The following is a 15,500-nucleotide window of genomic DNA, read 5'->3' as shown; positions in this document are numbered from 1 at the left end:
TTCCATCAGGTTCATTGTCCCCGGCCGTTGGCCGGGGATCGCCGGCAAGCCGGCTCCTACAGGGGGATACGGTGTTACAGGCCTTGTTTCAGGCTGGCTACCAGGTATTCGTCGATGTCGCCGTCGAGCACCTTGTCGCAGTCGCTGCGTTCGATGTTAGTGCGCAAATCCTTGATTCGCGACGCATCGAGCACGTACGAGCGGATCTGGTGACCCCAGCCGATGTCCGACTTGGTTTCTTCCAGGGCTTGCGAAGCGGCGTTGCGCTTCTGCACTTCCTGCTCGTACAAGCGCGCCCGCAACATTTTCATCGCGGTGTCTTTGTTCGCGTGCTGGGAACGTTCGTTCTGGCAGCTGACCACGGTGTTGGTCGGTACGTGGGTGATACGTACGGCCGAGTCGGTGGTGTTTACGTGCTGACCACCGGCACCGGAGGAACGATAGGTATCGATCCGCAGGTCCGACGGGTTGATGTCGATTTCGATGTTGTCATCGATTTCCGGCGACACGAACACGGCCGAGAACGAGGTGTGGCGACGGTTGCCGGAGTCGAACGGGCTCTTGCGCACCAGACGGTGCACGCCGATTTCGGTACGCAGCCAGCCAAAGGCGTATTCGCCTTTGATGTGCACGGTAGCGCCCTTGATCCCGGCGACTTCACCGGCCGACAGTTCCATGATGGTCGCGTCGAAACCGCGTTTGTCAGCCCAGCGCAGGTACATGCGCAGCAGGATGTTGGCCCAGTCCTGGGCCTCGGTGCCGCCGGAGCCGGCCTGGATGTCCAGGTAGGCGTTGTTGGCGTCCATTTCACCGCTGAACATGCGACGGAATTCGAGTTTTTCCAGGGACTCGCGCAGACGCTCGACTTCGGCGGCTACGTCGTCGACGGCGGCCTGGTCTTCTTCCTCTGCGGACATCAGCAGCAGGTCTTTGGCGTCGGCCAGGCCGGAGTGCATTTCGTCGAGGGTTTCGACGATCTGCGCCAGCAGGGACCGCTCGCGGCCCAGTTCCTGAGCGTACGACGGGTTGTTCCAGACGGACGGATCTTCAAGCTCGCGATTGACTTCGGTCAGACGCTCATGCTTTTGATCGTAGTCAAAGATACCCCCGAATAGTTTCGGAGCGCTCGGACAGGTCCTTGATGCTGTTAAGGATCGGGTTGATTTCCATGGCGGGCAGCACTCGTTGGCGAACTTTTGAAAGCCGGCGAGTATAACGGCAAAAGGCCGAAAACGGCAGCCCGCTTGGCCGAAAAGGCCCGGTGTGTTTTCCAACCTGCGCTTCCGGATATGTACGCCGCCCCCTGTAGGAGCCAGCTTGCTGGCGATGGCTGACTGATATCCGACGCCTATTTTGGTCGGAGTGCATATCCGTTTTTTGGGTGATGGCTGATCTTGGTTTCGCCCTTACGGCGAGTCACTTGCAAAAGCGGCAAGTAACCAAGCGCTTTTGCCCCTTTCGTTCGGTGCCTCGCTAATGCTCGGCATGCCCTCGAGGGGGCGGGCACCGCCAGATCAAAAGCAAAGGCGAGCTAACGCTCGGCCTGATGAGTGGTGAAGAGCAAAAGCGTACGCGATCCCCTGTAGTAGCCAGCTTGCTGGCGAAAAACGTCCAGCACCACGTTCATCCAGACAGCCCGCGTCATCGTTGACGTCCATCGCCAGCAAGCCGGCTCCTACAGTTTTGACCGTGTGAACCCAATCCCCTTGTAGGAGCGAGCCCTGCTCGCGAAAAACGTCCAGACAACCGCTTTCATCCAGACAGCCCGCGTCATCGTTGACGTCCATCGCCAGCAAGCTGGCTCCTACCATTTCGACCGTGTGAACCCGATCCCGTGTAGGAGCGAGCCCTGCTCGCGAAAAAACGCCCAGACACCGCGTTCATCCAGACAGCCCGCGTCATCGTTGACGTCCATCGCCAGCAAGCTGGCTCCTACCATTTCGACCGTGTGAACCCGATCCCCGTGTAGGAGCCGGCTTGCTGGCGAAAAACGCCCAGGCAACGCGTTGATCCAGACGGCCCGCGTCATCCTTGACGTCCATCGCGAGCAGGGCTCGCACCCACAGGGTATGAAGTCGTCTGTTACTCGATGCCCACCTGATTGCGCCCGTTGTTCTTCGCCAGGTACAGCCCCTTGTCCGCCGCCAGGATCAATTGCCGGCAATCACTGCCCGCCTGCGGGGTCATGGTCGAAAGGCCGATGCTGATGGTCAGGTTCGAGCCTTCAGTCGGTGAAATGTGCGGGATCTTCAGCGCGGCCACGGTCTGGCGCAGTTTTTCTGCCACCAGGCGTGCACCGCCCGGCGAGGTGTTGGGCAGGACCAGGGCGAATTCCTCACCGCCGTAACGGGCCGGCAAGTCCGAAGGCCGGGCGCTGGCGTCGCGGATGGCCGTGGCGACTTTGCGCAGGGCTTCATCGCCTTCGAGGTGGCCGAAGCTGTCGTTGTAGGACTTGAAGTAGTCCACGTCGATCATCAGCAACGACAACTGGCTCTGGTCACGCAACGAGCGGCGCCATTCCAGCTCCAGGTATTCGTCGAAATGGCGACGGTTCGACAGCCCGGTCAGGCCGTCCGAGTTCATCAGGCGTTGCAGCACCAGGTTGGTGTCGAGCAGTTGCTGCTGGCTGACCCGCAAGGCGCGGTACGCCGCGTCACGTTGCAGCAGGGTCATGTAGGAACGCGAGTGGTAGCGGATACGCGCCACCAGTTCGATGTTGTCCGGCAGCTTGACCAGGTAATCGTTGGCCCCGGCCGCGAACGCCGCGCTTTTGATCAGCGGATCTTCCTTGGTCGACAGGACAATGATCGGGATGTCCTTGGTGGCCGGGTGGTTGCGGTACTCGCGCACCAGGCTCAGGCCATCGAGCCCCGGCATGACCAGGTCCTGGAGGATGACAGTGGGCTTGATACGGATGGCCTGCGCAATGGCTTGATGCGGATCGGCGCAGAAGTGGAAGTCGATGTTTTCTTCATTCGACAACCCGCGGCGCACGGCCTCGCCGATCATGGCCTGATCGTCCACCAACAACACCATGGCGGCGTTTTCGTCGGTCTTGAAGTCGTCGAGCTGTAATTCATTCATGTGCGGTCACCTGAGTGCTGCCTGGGCCAGGATTGCTGCTAAGCGTAGTCATTTGGCGAATATCTCCAGCAATCGTGGCGCTATCTTGTCCAGCGGGCGAATCTCTACAGCCGCGTCGATGGCCGCTGCTGCTTTCGGCATGCCATACACTGCGCTGCTTTGTTGGTCCTGAGCGATGGTCAGGTAGCCCTGTTGGCGCATGAGTTTAAGCCCCTGCGCGCCATCGCGTCCCATGCCGGTCAACAAAACACCGACGGCATCGCCGTTCCAATAACTGGCCACGCTCTCGAAAAACACATCGATCGAGGGCCGATAGATCTCGTTGACCGGCTCGGCGGTGTAGGCCAGCGTGCCGTTTTTCAACAAGCGGATATGGTGATTGGTCCCGGCCAGCAGCACGGTGCCGGGCTGCGGCGGTTCGCCTTCCTGGGCCAGTCGCACGTTCAGCCCGCTGGCGCCGCTGAGCCACTCGGCCATGCCGGCGGCGAACACCTGATCCACGTGTTGCACCAGCACGATCGCGGCGGAAAAATCCCGTGGCAAACCCTTGAGCAAGACTTCCAGCGCCGCCGGCCCGCCGGCAGACGAGCCGATGGCGATCAGGCGCTGGCGCGAAGGGGCATTGCGCAGCGGGCTCGGCGCCGCGCGCTCCCGATTGCTGCGGTCACCGATCAACCAGCCGATGTTCATGATCTTGCGCAGCAGCGGTGCGGCCGCTTCCTGGGGATTGCAGCCGCCGACCGCAGGGGTGTCCACCACATCCAGCGCGCCGTGGCCCATGGCCTCGAACACCCGGTGCACGTTCTGCTGGCGATCGACCGTGACGATCACGATGGCGCACGGCGTTTCGGCCATGATCCGCCGCGTCGCCTCGACGCCATCCATCACCGGCATGATCAAATCCATCAGGATCAGGTCCGGAAGGTTTTCCGCACAACGCTGCACCGCTTCGGCGCCGTTGGCCGCGACCCAGATCACTTCGTGCGCCGGCTCGAACGCCAACGCGCGGCGCAGCGCCTCTACCGCCATGGGCATGTCGTTGACGATTGCGATTTTCATGCTCGCGCTCCTCCGATGAGCTCAACCACTGCATCGAGCAGGGCGTCGTCATGAAAACTGGCTTTGGCTAGATAATAGTCGGCCCCGGCGTCCAGTCCACGACGACGGTCCTCTTCCCGATCCTTGTAGGACACCACCATCACCGGCAGCGATTGCAGGCGATTGTCCCGACGCAACAGCGAGACCAGCTCGATGCCATCCATGCGCGGCATATCAATGTCGGTGATCAGCAGATCGAAATCCTCCGAACGCAGGGCGTTCCAGCCATCCATGCCATCCACTGCCACGGCCACGTCGTAGCCACGGTTGAGCAACAACTTGCGCTGCAACTCGCGCACGGTCAGGGAGTCGTCGACCACCAGCACCCGCTTGCGCGCCGCTTCCACGGCCTGATGGCCTTGACGGGAAATCCGCTCCAGGCGCCCGGTGTTGAGCAACTTGTCCACCGAGCGCAGCATATCCTCGACATCGACGATCAGCACCACCGAACCGTCATCCAGCAGCGCGCCGGCCGAAATGTCCTGCACTTTGCCCAGTCGCTCATCCAGCGGCAGGACAACCAGCGTGCGTTCACCAATGAATCGCTCGACCGCCACGCCGTAGATCGCCTCGCGCTCGCGAATCACCACGACCTTGAGGGTTTGCTGGCTGTTCTGGCTCGCCGGGCGCTGAAGCAACTGGCTGGCGGCGACCAACCCGACGTGCCGGCCTTCGTGCCAGAAGTGCTGGCGGCCTTCGACCTGCACGATGTCCGCCGGCTCCAGGTCGCACATGCGCTCGATGTGGGCCAGCGGAAACGCGTACGCCTCATCACCGACTTCCACCACCAGGCTGCGCACCACTGACAGCGTCAGCGGCACTTCGAGGTGAAAACGACTGCCCTCGCCCGCCGTCTGCTCCAGCACCACGGCGCCGCGCAATTGGCGAACCATGTGCTGAACCGCGTCGAGGCCGACGCCGCGTCCGGACACTTCGGTGACCTTGTCCCGCAGGCTGAAACCCGGCAGGAACAGGAACGTCAGCAGCTCTTCTTCGCTCAGTTGCGCGGCGGTGTCGGCCGGGGACAACTGCCGCTCGATAACACTGCGGCGGACCTTTTCCAGGTCGACGCCGTTGCCGTCATCGCTCAATTCCAGCACCAGCAGGCCAGCCTGATGGGACGCGCGCAAGCGGATCAAACCTTCTTCGGGCTTGCCGGCCAGCAGCCGCTGTTCCGGGGATTCGATGCCGTGATCGACGGCGTTGCGCAGCAGGTGCGTCAACGGCGCTTCGAGTTTTTCCAGCACGTCGCGATCGACCTGGGTTTTCTCGCCCTCGATCTCCAGCCGCACCTGTTTGCCGAGGCTGCGCCCGAGGTCGCGGACCATGCGCACCTGCCCGGTCAGCACATCGGCAAACGGCCGCATGCGACAGGCCAGCGCAGTGTCATAGAGCACTTGCGCCCGTTGGCTGGCCTGCCAGGCGAACTCGTCCAGTTCGGCGTTCTTTTCCACCAGCAGTTGCTGGGACTCCGCGAGCAACCGGCGGGCGTCCTCAAGGGATTCCCGGGCTTCGAGACTCAAGGCCTGATCCTTGAGGTGGACGTTGAGGTTCTCCAGCGCCCGCAGGCTGTTGTTCTGGATGCGCTTGAGCCGTTGCATGGTGGCGAGGTGCGGTTTGAGCCGCAGGGTTTCCACCAGGGATTTGCTCGACAGGTCGAGCAGGCTGTTCAAGCGCTCGGCCGTGACCCGCAGCACCCGCTCACCGTTTTCGGTGGTGCGTTTGGTTTTGCGCGGTGCTACGACTGGCTCCGCTGGCACTTCCGTCGCTTCGGGCATCGCGAGGACTGGCTCGACTTCCGGAACCAGCAGCTCGACGGCAGAAACTTCCGGCTCGTTCATGAACGGCGCGATTGGCGTGCTGATCGGTGCGGCCAGTGCCAGCGGATCGAGCAGACGGCCCATCAACGCCACATAGCCGTCGATGTCTGCGGCAGTCGGCCCGTTGTTCGGCGTGGCGATGCGCATCAGCAGATCGGTGCCTTGCAGCAACGCATCGATATGCTCGGGCCGCAGGTACAGGCGACCTTCCTGGGCGCTGACCAGGCAATCTTCCATCACGTGGGAAACGCTGACCCCGGCGTCGACCCCGACGATCCGCGCCGCGCCCTTGAGCGAGTGGGCGGCACGCATGCACGATTCGAGGTGATCGGCCTGGGTCGGGTCGCGCTCGAGCGCCAGCAGTCCCGCGCTGAGCACTTGGGTTTGGGCCTCGGCTTCGAGGCTGAACAGCTCCAGCAAAGAGGCGTCGCGCATTTGCTCGGGGGTCATGTGAGGCTCCGGGTCACGGCGGACAGCAGCTGTTCTTCATCCAGCCAACGCAGGCTGCGACCTTTGAATTGCAACACGCCACGGGTGTATTTGGCACTGGCTTGCGTGCCCGAGCGCGACGCCGCGTCGAGGGTGTGCTCGTCGATGGCGTGAATGCCGTCGACTTCATCCACCGGCACCACCACCGGCCCGCCGTTGGCGGCGATGATCAGCATCCGCGGCATCACCCGCGCGCCAGACGCGACGCTGCTCGCGCCGTCCAGGCCCAACAATTCCACCAGCGAGAGGCACGCCACCAGCGCGCCGCGCACGTTCGCCACGCCGAGCAAGGCCCGGGAGCGCTGGTGCGGCAGGGAATGAATGGCTTGCAGCGGCGCCACTTCCACCAGACTGCGGGTAGCCAGGGCGAGCCATTCTTCACCGAGGCGGAACATCAACAGCGAACGGGTTTTGACCTCGCTCTCGACCGCGACCGACACATGCCCGCGGTCCTCCTGTTGCAACGCATAGCGGTCCAGCAGACGCGTGGCGGCGGCCGAATACACCGCGCAATTACGGCAGTGAATGTGTTCGATCAGCAGTGGGCAGGACTTGTCGCCGTGAATACCGATGCGGTTCCAGCAATCGTCGATGGCCTGGGCATCGTCATGGGTGAGGCTAAAGGTGTCGGCGACGTTCATCGTTTGCGCTCACTGTCTGCGCGCTCGCTGCGAGCGGCGCGGTCCTGCAATCGTCGGGCGCCCGCCGTGTCGCCCTGGGATTGCAGCAAGGCCGCCAGGTGCATCAACGCGTCGGGATGTTGCGGTTCGAGGTACAACGCCTTGCGATAAAACCCCTGGGCTTCGAGGGCGCTGCCGGCGACATCGCTGAGCAAGCCCAGCCAGTAAAACACCTGGGCCACCGGTTCGTGGCTGCGCAAATAACTTTCGCAGGCTGCCCGGGCTTCGGCGCTTTTGCCTTCGTTGGCCAGGGCGGCAATGTTCGCCAGCAGCGTCGCGGCGTCCGGGTTCGCGGATTTGCTCGCCAGTGGCAGCGGTGAAACGCTCGCGAAGGGCCGGCTGCGAACGGGGGGTGGCGGCACGCTGCGCACCGGTTGTCGAATCGGCAACGGTGTCGGGACAAAATCCGCCACGGGTTCAGGCACCGGCGCAGGCTGGCGACTGAACGCAAAGGACTGCGGGATGCCGATCGAGCGCATGCCCAAACGCCCGAGCAGACTGCCCTCCGCAGGACCGATAAACAGCACGCCGTCGACATGGGTCAGGCGCTTGAGCACCTCGAACACTTGCCGCTGGGTCGGCTGATCGAAATAGATCAGCAGGTTGCGGCAGAACACGAAGTCGTAGGGCGGCTCGCTGGCGAGCAACGCCGGATCCAGCAGATTGCCGACCTGCAAACGCACTTGCTCCAGCACCCGCTCGCTGAGGCGATAGACGTCGTTTTCAGCGGTGAAATGCCGGTCGCGAAAGGCGATGTCCTGGCCGCGAAAGGAGTTTTTGCCGTACAGCGCGCGCCTCGCCTTTTCCACCGAGAGCGGGCTGACGTCCATGCCCTCGACTTTGAACTGATGCGGTTTGAGCCCGGCATCGAGCAACGCCATGGCGATGGAATAGGGTTCTTCGCCGGTGGAACACGGCAGGCTGAGTATCCGCAGCGCGCGCATGTTGTTGATCTCGGCCAGGCGTTTGGCCGCCAGTTTGGCCAGGGTGGCGAAGGATTCCGGGTAACGGAAAAACCAGGTTTCAGGGACGATTACCGCTTCGATCAGCGCTTGCTGCTCGTCCTGCGAGCCTTGCAAGGTGTGCCAATACTCATCGGCCGTCAGCGCGTTGGATGCCGTACTGCGCTGGCGCACCGCGCGCTCGATGATGGCCGGGCCAACCGAGGTCACGTCGAGGCCGATGCGTTCCTTGAGGAAATCGAAAAACCGCTGATCACCGCTCATGACCGCTCCTCAAGCATCGCCACGTCCAGCGGCGGCGATGGAAACAGCAGCGCGCGAACCTGATCGTCGAGCAGATCGGCGACGCGCACCCATTGCAGCAAACCCTGAGCGTCTTCACGCACCGGCCCGAGGTAAGGCGTCTGGCGATTGTCCAGGCCGTAGGGCTGAAACTCTGCCGGGTTGCACCGCAGCGTGTCGGTGGCCTGTTCGAGGATCAGCCCGAGCAATTGAGCCTCGGCGGTTTCGTCCGCACGATAATTGACCAATACCAGCCGTGTGCTGGTGCGTGCCTGTGCCGGCGCACCGAAAGTCAGCGCACTGAGGTCGATCACCGGCACTACCGCGCCGCGATAGGCGAACACCCCGGCGACCCAGTCCGGTGCACGTGGAATCGGCTTCAGCGGCAGGCGCGGCAGCACCTCCGCCACCTCGATTGCTTGCAGGGCAAAGCGCTCGGAGCCGATGCGAAACACCAGGAACAACGCCTGCATCGCCGGTTTCACGGCGGTGCGTTTGGCCGTGAGTTCGCTCATCAGACTTTGAATCGCGAAACGCCGCTGCGCAACCCGACGGCCACCTGGCTCAGTTCGTCGATGGCGAAGCTGGCCTGGCGCAGGGACTCGACGGTCTGGCTGCTGGCATCGCCCAACTGCACCAGCGCGTGGTTGATCTGCTCGGCGCCGGTGGCCTGGGCCTGCATGCCTTCGTTGACCATCAACACCCGTGGCGCCAGCGCCTGAACCTGATGGATGATCTGCGACAGCTGCTCGCCGACCTGCTGCACCTCGGACATGCCGCGACGCACTTCCTCGGAGAACTTGTCCATGCCCATGACCCCGGCCGACACTGCCGACTGGATCTCGCGCACCATCTGTTCAATGTCGTAAGTGGCCACGGCCGTCTGGTCCGCCAGGCGTCGTACTTCGGTGGCGACCACGGCAAATCCGCGACCGTATTCACCGGCCTTCTCCGCTTCGATGGCCGCGTTCAGTGACAACAGGTTGGTCTGGTCGGCCACTTTGACGATGGTCACCACCACCTGATTGATGTTGCCGGCCTTCTCATTAAGGATCGCCAGTTTGGCGTTCACCAGATCGGCGGCGCCCATCACCGAATGCATGGTGTCTTCCATGCGCGCCAGGCCTTGCTGTCCGGAACCGGCCAGCACCGAAGCCTGGTCGGCGGCGGTGGAGACTTCGGTCATGGTGCGCACCAGATCACGGGAAGTGGCGGCGATCTCACGGGAGGTCGCGCCAATCTCGGTAGTGGTGGCGGCGGTTTCCGTGGCGGTGGCCTGTTGTTGCTTGGAGGTGGCCGCGATTTCAGTGACGGAGGTGGTGACCTGCACAGACGAGCGCTGAGCCTGGGACACCAGCGACGTCAGCTCGGCCATCATGTCGTTGAAGCCGGTTTCCACGGCGCCGAACTCGTCCTTGCGCTCCAGGTTCAAGCGGCCGCTGAGGTCGCCGGTGCGCATGATTTCGAGAATCTTCACGATGCGGTTCATCGGCGCCATGATCGCGCGCATCAGCAACAGACCACAGAGGCCCGCGGCCAATACCGCCACCAACAGGGAAATGCCCATGACGATTTTCGCGCTGAGCACGGCGTCGTCGATGTTCGCCATGTCCTGATCGGCCACCACTTTGTTTTCACGCAGGATGTCGTTGAGCTTCATGCGTCCCGCCGTCCAGGCCGGGGTCAGTTGCTCGTTGAACAGCTTGATCGCTTCGACTTCCTGATTGCGCTTGTGCAAGTCGAGCACGGCGGCAAGGATCTTGATGTACTGCTCATGGTATTTTTCGAAGGCGGCGAATTCGACCCTGTCTTCGTCCGTCGTGACAGTCATGCGGTAGTTGCTCATTGCATCAAGCACACGCGCTTCAAAGCTTTTGAAGTCGGCGACGTCTTCGGCAGTAATGCCCTGCCCTTCTTTCAGCCCCAGCATTTCCAGGGTCTGCAGATAACTGTCGACCCAGGCGCCACGAATCGTCGAACTGTAAAACACCCCGGGAAGTGCGTCGTCACGCACGCTGGCTTCGCTGTCTTCGATCTTCAGCAGACGCGAATACGAGACGACGACCATCAACAGCATGATGGCGATAATCACCGCAAAGCTCGCCAAAATGCGTTGGCGCAACGTCCAGTTCTTCACAGTCAGTCCTCGGGGCCATTTCAAATGCTGCCGAGTATAGCCGAGGGCGGTGTTTCATTTATAAGACGGATGCGCTGCAGTTCGCATCTTGACGATTGAGAGGTGCGGCGGGGCTGGAAATGCCATCGTCGGAACGCCGCCCGCAGCAAGCCGGCTCCTACAGTTGATCTGTGGCAGGCACAAATGTTGTGCTCACCAAAAACCCCTCGTAGGAGCCAGCTTGCTGGCGATGGCGGCCTTGAGGACGGTTACAGGGATGCCTGGCGCACCTGTTTTTCCAGTTCGGCCTTCAGGCCTGGCTCCAGCTTCAGCTGGCGGGCCAGTTCGTCCAGGTAGGACTTTTCCATAAAGTTTTCCTCATCCACCAGCATCACGCTGGCGATGTACATCTCGGCGGCCATTTCCGGGGTGCTGGCGGCGCGGGCCACGTCGGTCGGATCGAGTGGTTTGTTGAGCTCGGCGTGCAGCCAGTGTTGCAGCTCCCGGTCGTTGTCGAGCTTGGTGAACTCACCTTCGATCAACGCGCGCTCGCGCTCATCGACATGCCCGTCAGCCTTGGCCGCCGCCACCAGCGCCTTGAGAATCGCCTGACTGTGCTGCTCGACCTGGGCCGCCGGCAAGCGGTCCACGGTTTGCGGTTCGGTCTTCGACGCGGTGCCCTGCTGCGCCTGCCAGTTGCCATACGCCTTGTAGGCAATCACGCCCAATGCCGCGAGACCGCCGTAGACCGCGACTTTGCCGCCGACCTTGCGCGCCTTTTTGCTGCCCATCAAAAGGCCCATCGCACCGGCGGCCAATGCACCACCGCCCGCGCCCGACAACAAACCGCCAAGGCCACCCGAACCGCCACTGCCGCCGAGCAATCCACCCAACCCACCGCTGGCCGCCTTGTTCTGGGCGCTGCCGGCCTTGTTCTGCAACAGGTCCTGGCCAGACTTGAGCAGTTGATCGAGCAATCCACGGGTATTCATTTTGCCGCCTCCTGAAAAGGGTTTACCGGACACTTGAGGCCACCAGCCTAGATCGAAAGTGCCCCGCCCCTCCCGGCGAGAGTGCTTCCAGATGTTGCTCATCTTCCATAACGCCAAAAAGCCCATCGATTAAAAAGATATACACTCAGGCGAATCTATAAAAACCGCCCACTGGGTATTCCCACATGATGACCCTGCGTCAGATTCGCCATTTCATCGCCGTGGCCGAGACCGGCTCGATCTCCGCCGCCGCGCAAACCGCATTCATTTCCCAGTCGACACTGACCCTGGCCATCCAGCAACTGGAGCAGGAAATCGGCGTCGGCCTGTTCAACCGCCACGCCAAAGGCATGACGCTGACCCACCAGGGCCATCAATTCCTGCGCCAGGCGCACTTGATCCTGGCCACGGTGGACAATGCCAAACGCAGCCTGCAACAGAGCACCGACCAGGTCGCCGGCCAGTTGATCATCGGCGTGACCAGCCTTGTCGCCGGCTACTACCTCGCGGATTTGCTCACCCGTTTTCAACGCGCCTACCCCAACGTCGAACTCCGCGTGATGGAGGACGAACGCCCGTACATCGAGCATTTGCTGGTCAGCGGCGAAATCGATGTCGGCGTGCTGATCCTCTCGAACCTCGAAGATCGCCACGCCTTGCAGACTGAAGTCCTGACCCATTCGCCCCATCGGCTGTGGCTGCCGGCCCAGCATCCGCTGCTGGAGCACGACAGCATCAACCTCGCAGACGTCGCCCGCGAACCGTTGATTCAACTGAACGTCGATGAGATGGACCGCAACGCCCAACGCATGTGGTCGGCGGCCTCCTTGCAGCCGCGCATCACCCTGAAAACCGCCTCGACCGAAGCAGTGCGAAGCCTTGTAGCCGCCGGCCTGGGTGTTTCGATCCAGCCGGACATGACCTACCGCCCATGGTCGCTGGAGGGCGACATCATCGAAGCGCGCCCGATTGCCGACCTGAGCCAGACCCTCGACGTCGGCCTGGCCTGGCGTCGTGGCACCGCGCGCCCGGCGCTGGTGGACCCGTTTCTCACCGTCGCCCGCGAGCAACCGCACGGCGGTCGCAAGCCATCTATTTAATCGAACGCCACCTTCAGTATTTAGTATTTGTCGACCTCGGGTCCGAGCACTAGTCTTGATCCATCTATAAGACGGCCGGCCCCAGTCACAGGGAGCAGCATGGCCACACAAGAAAAGAGAACCCGAAAAATGGCTGGCGCGCAGACCCCGTTGTTCACCGCGTTGTTGATCGATGGCGAACTGGTCGCGGGTCAGGGTTTTGTCGAGCCGATCCTCAACCCGGCCACCGGCGAGGTAATCACGCACATCGCCGAAGCCAGCACCGAGCAAGTCGAAGCCGCGATCCTGGCCGCTCACCATGCATTCGCCAGTTGGTCACGGACCACGCCGCAACAACGTTCGAACCTGTTGCTCGACATCGCCAACGCCATCGAGAAACAGGCCGACCTGCTTGCCCGCCTCGAATCCCTGAATTGCGGCAAACCCTTGCACCTCGCCCGCCAGGACGATCTGAACGCGACCGTCGATGTGTTCCGCTTCTTCGCCGGCGCCGTGCGCTGCCAGACCGGCCAGCTCAGCGGCGAATACCTGCCGGGCTACACCAGCATGGTCCGGCGCGATCCGATCGGGGTGGTGGCGTCCATCGCACCGTGGAACTACCCGATCATGATGGCCGCGTGGAAAATCGCCCCGGCCCTCGCCGCCGGCAACACCCTGGTGTTCAAACCGTCCGAGCACACGCCACTGTCGATCCTGGCCCTGGCGCCCGCGTTGGCCGAGATCCTGCCGCGAGGGGTGATCAACATCATTTGCGGCGGTGGCGAAGGTGTGGGCAGCCATCTGGTCAGCCATCCGAAGATCCGCATGGTGTCGCTGACCGGCGATATCGTCACCGGGCAGAAAATCCTCCAGGCCGCCGCGAAAACCCTTAAGCGCACCCACCTCGAACTCGGCGGCAAGGCGCCGGTGATCGTCTGCAACGACGCCGACATTCAAGCGGTGGTCGAAGGCGTGCGCAGCTACGGTTACTACAACGCCGGCCAGGATTGCACCGCCGCGTGCCGCATTTATGCACAAGCCGGGATTCACGACCGCCTGGTGGCCGAACTCGGCGCAGCGGTCAGCAGCCTGCGCTTCGCCGGTAAACGCGATGCCGACAACGAGATCGGCCCGCTGATCAGCACCCGCCAGCGCGACCGCGTGGCCAGTTTCGTCGAGCGCGCCCTCGGCCAGCCGCACATTGAACGGGTCACCGGCGCGGCGGTGCATTCCGGCGCCGGCTTCTATTACCAGCCGACCCTGCTGGCCGGTTGCAAACAGAGCGATGAAATCGTCCAGCGCGAAGTGTTCGGGCCGGTGGTGACCGTGACCCGTTTCGATCAACTCGAACAAGCGGTGGACTGGGCCAACGACTCGGAATACGGCCTGGCCTCGTCGGTCTGGACCCAGAACCTGGACAAGGCGATGCAGGTCGCGGCGCGGTTGCAGTACGGCTGCACCTGGATCAACAGCCATTTCATGCTGGTCAGCGAAATGCCCCATGGCGGCCTGAAACGCTCGGGCTACGGCAAGGACCTGTCCAGTGATTCGCTACAGGATTACAGCGTGGTGCGGCACATCATGGCCCGCCACGGACAGCATTTATAAAAGCGCACTACGCTAACAATTAGCCGTAAAGGCATTGGCTTCACCACGTTCAAAACTGCCCCGACCATAATTAAAGAAGAGGGAATTCCCATGTTCGTGCACAAGACCGCACTGCTCAGTGCAATCACCACCGCGCTGCTGGCCAGTGCGAGTATTCAGGCCGCCGAGCCGCTGAAAGCCGTCGGCGCCGGCGAAGGTCAGCTGGATATCGTCGCCTGGCCTGGCTACATCGAACGTGGCGAGAGCGACAAGGCTTACGACTGGGTGACCGGTTTCGAAAAGGAAACCGGCTGCAAGGTCAACGTGAAAACCGCCGCGACTTCCGATGAGATGGTCAGCCTGATGGCCAAGGGCGGGTACGACCTGGTGACCGCGTCCGGCGACGCCTCGCTGCGGTTGATCGTCGGCAAGCGTGTGCAGCCGATCAACACCGCGTTGATCCCGAACTGGAAGAACCTCGACCCGCGCCTGAAGGATGCGCCGTGGTACGTGGTCAACAAGCAAACCTACGGCACCCCTTATCAGTGGGGCCCGAACGTGTTGATGTACAACACCAACGTGTTCAAGACCGCACCTGACAGCTGGGGCGTGTTGTTCAATGCCGAAAACCTGCCGGACGGCAAGCCGAACAAGGGTCGCGTACAGGCTTATGACGGTCCGATCTACATCGCCGACGCGGCGCTGTACCTGAAAACCGCCAAGCCGGAACTGGGCATCCAGAACCCCTACGAACTGACCGAAGCGCAGTACAAGGCCGTGCTCGATTTGCTCCGCGCCCAGCAGCCGCTGATCCACCGCTACTGGCACGACACCACGGTGCAGATGAGCGACTTCAAGAACGAAGGCGTGGTCGCGTCCGGTGCCTGGCCGTATCAGGTCAACGGCCTGGTGAACGAGAAACAACCGATCGCCTCGACCATTCCGAAAGAAGGCGCCACCGGTTGGGCCGACACCACGATGATGCACACCGAGGCCAAACACCCGAACTGTGCTTACAAGTGGATGGACTGGTCGCTGCAACCGAAAGTCCAAGGTGACGTAGCCGCGTGGTTCGGCTCGTTGCCAGCCGTGCCGGCGGCCTGCACCGGCAGCGAACTGCTCGGCGCCGAAGGCTGCAAAACCAACGGTTTCGACCAGTTCGACAAGATCGCCTTCTGGAAAACCCCGCAGGCTGAAGGCGGCAAGTTCGTGCCGTACAGCCGCTGGACCCAGGATTACATCGCGATCATGGGCGGCAGATAACCCGCCCCACCCTGTAGGAGCGAGCCTGCTCGCGATGGCGGTGTGTCA

The 15,500-nt window shown here is 62.4% G+C and carries 13 protein-coding genes; 3 read left to right on the top strand and 10 right to left on the bottom strand.

Translation table 11 applies throughout. From position 1 onward, the window contains the following. Positions 1–74 precede the first annotated feature (74 nt). The 10 genes from prfB to ACF6ZU_RS18200 all read right to left on the bottom strand — a co-directional run bounded on the left by prfB (position 75) and on the right by ACF6ZU_RS18200 (position 11,523). Positions 75–1,170 (bottom strand): peptide chain release factor 2 gene (gene prfB, locus ACF6ZU_RS18245; RefSeq protein ID WP_392885704.1). Its coding sequence is split into 2 segments (ribosomal slippage): positions 75–1,097 and positions 1,099–1,170, totalling 1,095 coding nucleotides; the frame shifts between segments, so codons are not numbered across the junction. A gap of 344 nt (positions 1,171–1,514) precedes the next feature. Further along, the gene (locus tag ACF6ZU_RS18240) at positions 1,515–1,787 is read right to left on the bottom strand and encodes a hypothetical protein (protein WP_392885703.1); all 273 of its coding nucleotides are present in this window, start codon (positions 1,785–1,787) and stop codon (positions 1,515–1,517) included. A gap of 295 nt (positions 1,788–2,082) precedes the next feature. Then, complete coding sequence (locus ACF6ZU_RS18235; RefSeq protein ID WP_392885701.1) at positions 2,083–3,084, bottom strand: diguanylate cyclase domain-containing protein; 1,002 nt, start codon at positions 3,082–3,084, stop codon at positions 2,083–2,085. A gap of 48 nt (positions 3,085–3,132) precedes the next feature. Next, complete coding sequence (locus ACF6ZU_RS18230; protein ID WP_392885699.1) at positions 3,133–4,143, bottom strand: chemotaxis response regulator protein-glutamate methylesterase; 1,011 nt, start codon at positions 4,141–4,143, stop codon at positions 3,133–3,135. Beyond that, positions 4,140–6,452, bottom strand: a complete 2,313-nt coding sequence (locus ACF6ZU_RS18225; protein ID WP_392885698.1) for a hybrid sensor histidine kinase/response regulator — start codon at positions 6,450–6,452, stop codon at positions 4,140–4,142. The genes ACF6ZU_RS18230 and ACF6ZU_RS18225 overlap by 4 nt, the downstream gene beginning before the upstream one ends. Then, positions 6,449–7,132 (bottom strand): chemotaxis protein CheW, encoded by a 684-nt coding sequence (locus ACF6ZU_RS18220; RefSeq protein WP_392885696.1) that lies wholly within the window; start codon positions 7,130–7,132, stop codon positions 6,449–6,451. Before ACF6ZU_RS18220 ends, ACF6ZU_RS18225 begins: the two co-directional genes overlap by 4 nt. Beyond that, positions 7,129–8,397: a CheR family methyltransferase gene (locus ACF6ZU_RS18215; protein WP_392885694.1), complete on the bottom strand. Its 1,269-nt coding sequence runs from the start codon at positions 8,395–8,397 to the stop codon at positions 7,129–7,131. The genes ACF6ZU_RS18220 and ACF6ZU_RS18215 overlap by 4 nt, the downstream gene beginning before the upstream one ends. After that, positions 8,394–8,930 carry a chemotaxis protein CheW gene (locus tag ACF6ZU_RS18210; RefSeq protein WP_392885692.1) on the bottom strand — a complete coding sequence of 179 codons (537 nt, stop codon included), beginning with the start codon at positions 8,928–8,930 and terminating at the stop codon, positions 8,394–8,396. Before ACF6ZU_RS18210 ends, ACF6ZU_RS18215 begins: the two co-directional genes overlap by 4 nt. Continuing rightward, on the bottom strand, positions 8,930–10,552 hold the full coding sequence (locus ACF6ZU_RS18205; RefSeq protein ID WP_392885690.1) for a methyl-accepting chemotaxis protein: 1,623 nt from the start codon (positions 10,550–10,552) through the stop codon (positions 8,930–8,932). Before ACF6ZU_RS18205 ends, ACF6ZU_RS18210 begins: the two co-directional genes overlap by 1 nt. Positions 10,553–10,800: 248 nt before the next feature. Further along, the gene (locus tag ACF6ZU_RS18200; RefSeq protein ID WP_392885688.1) at positions 10,801–11,523 is read right to left on the bottom strand and encodes a tellurite resistance TerB family protein; all 723 of its coding nucleotides are present in this window, start codon (positions 11,521–11,523) and stop codon (positions 10,801–10,803) included. 185 nt (positions 11,524–11,708) lie between these two features. Between ACF6ZU_RS18200 and ACF6ZU_RS18195 the strand changes: the two genes are divergently transcribed. The 3 genes from ACF6ZU_RS18195 to ydcS all read left to right on the top strand — a co-directional run bounded on the left by ACF6ZU_RS18195 (position 11,709) and on the right by ydcS (position 15,452). Then, positions 11,709–12,623: a LysR family transcriptional regulator gene (locus tag ACF6ZU_RS18195; RefSeq protein ID WP_392885686.1), complete on the top strand. Its 915-nt coding sequence runs from the start codon at positions 11,709–11,711 to the stop codon at positions 12,621–12,623. Between the two features lie 99 nt (positions 12,624–12,722). Continuing rightward, the gene (locus ACF6ZU_RS18190) at positions 12,723–14,210 is read left to right on the top strand and encodes a gamma-aminobutyraldehyde dehydrogenase (protein WP_392885685.1); all 1,488 of its coding nucleotides are present in this window, start codon (positions 12,723–12,725) and stop codon (positions 14,208–14,210) included. 90 nt (positions 14,211–14,300) lie between these two features. Continuing rightward, positions 14,301–15,452, top strand: coding sequence for a putative ABC transporter substrate-binding protein YdcS (gene ydcS, locus ACF6ZU_RS18185; RefSeq protein WP_392885683.1), 1,152 nt, complete (start codon positions 14,301–14,303; stop codon positions 15,450–15,452). The last annotated feature ends 48 nt before the right edge of the window (positions 15,453–15,500 follow it).

The sequence above is a fragment of the Pseudomonas migulae genome (genome assembly GCF_043225285.1).
GTDB classification, from domain to species: Bacteria; Pseudomonadota; Gammaproteobacteria; order Pseudomonadales; family Pseudomonadaceae; genus Aquipseudomonas; species Aquipseudomonas migulae_C.
This window is presented reverse-complemented; position numbering and strand designations above follow the sequence as displayed.

Coding starts and splice junctions, on each gene's coding strand:
- ydcS (WP_392885683.1), top strand. CDS start 14,301: ATGTTCGTGCACAAGACCGCACTGCTCAGTGCAATCACCACCGCGCTG.
- ACF6ZU_RS18215 (WP_392885694.1), bottom strand. CDS start 8,397: ATGAGCGGTGATCAGCGGTTTTTCGATTTCCTCAAGGAACGCATCGGC.
- ACF6ZU_RS18235 (WP_392885701.1), bottom strand. CDS start 3,084: ATGAATGAATTACAGCTCGACGACTTCAAGACCGACGAAAACGCCGCC.
- ACF6ZU_RS18190 (WP_392885685.1), top strand. CDS start 12,723: ATGGCCACACAAGAAAAGAGAACCCGAAAAATGGCTGGCGCGCAGACC.
- ACF6ZU_RS18210 (WP_392885692.1), bottom strand. CDS start 8,930: ATGAGCGAACTCACGGCCAAACGCACCGCCGTGAAACCGGCGATGCAG.
- ACF6ZU_RS18240 (WP_392885703.1), bottom strand. CDS start 1,787: ATGGACGTCAACGATGACGCGGGCTGTCTGGATGAAAGCGGTTGTCTG.
- ACF6ZU_RS18200 (WP_392885688.1), bottom strand. CDS start 11,523: ATGAATACCCGTGGATTGCTCGATCAACTGCTCAAGTCTGGCCAGGAC.
- ACF6ZU_RS18230 (WP_392885699.1), bottom strand. CDS start 4,143: ATGAAAATCGCAATCGTCAACGACATGCCCATGGCGGTAGAGGCGCTG.
- ACF6ZU_RS18220 (WP_392885696.1), bottom strand. CDS start 7,132: ATGAACGTCGCCGACACCTTTAGCCTCACCCATGACGATGCCCAGGCC.
- ACF6ZU_RS18195 (WP_392885686.1), top strand. CDS start 11,709: ATGATGACCCTGCGTCAGATTCGCCATTTCATCGCCGTGGCCGAGACC.
- ACF6ZU_RS18225 (WP_392885698.1), bottom strand. CDS start 6,452: ATGACCCCCGAGCAAATGCGCGACGCCTCTTTGCTGGAGCTGTTCAGC.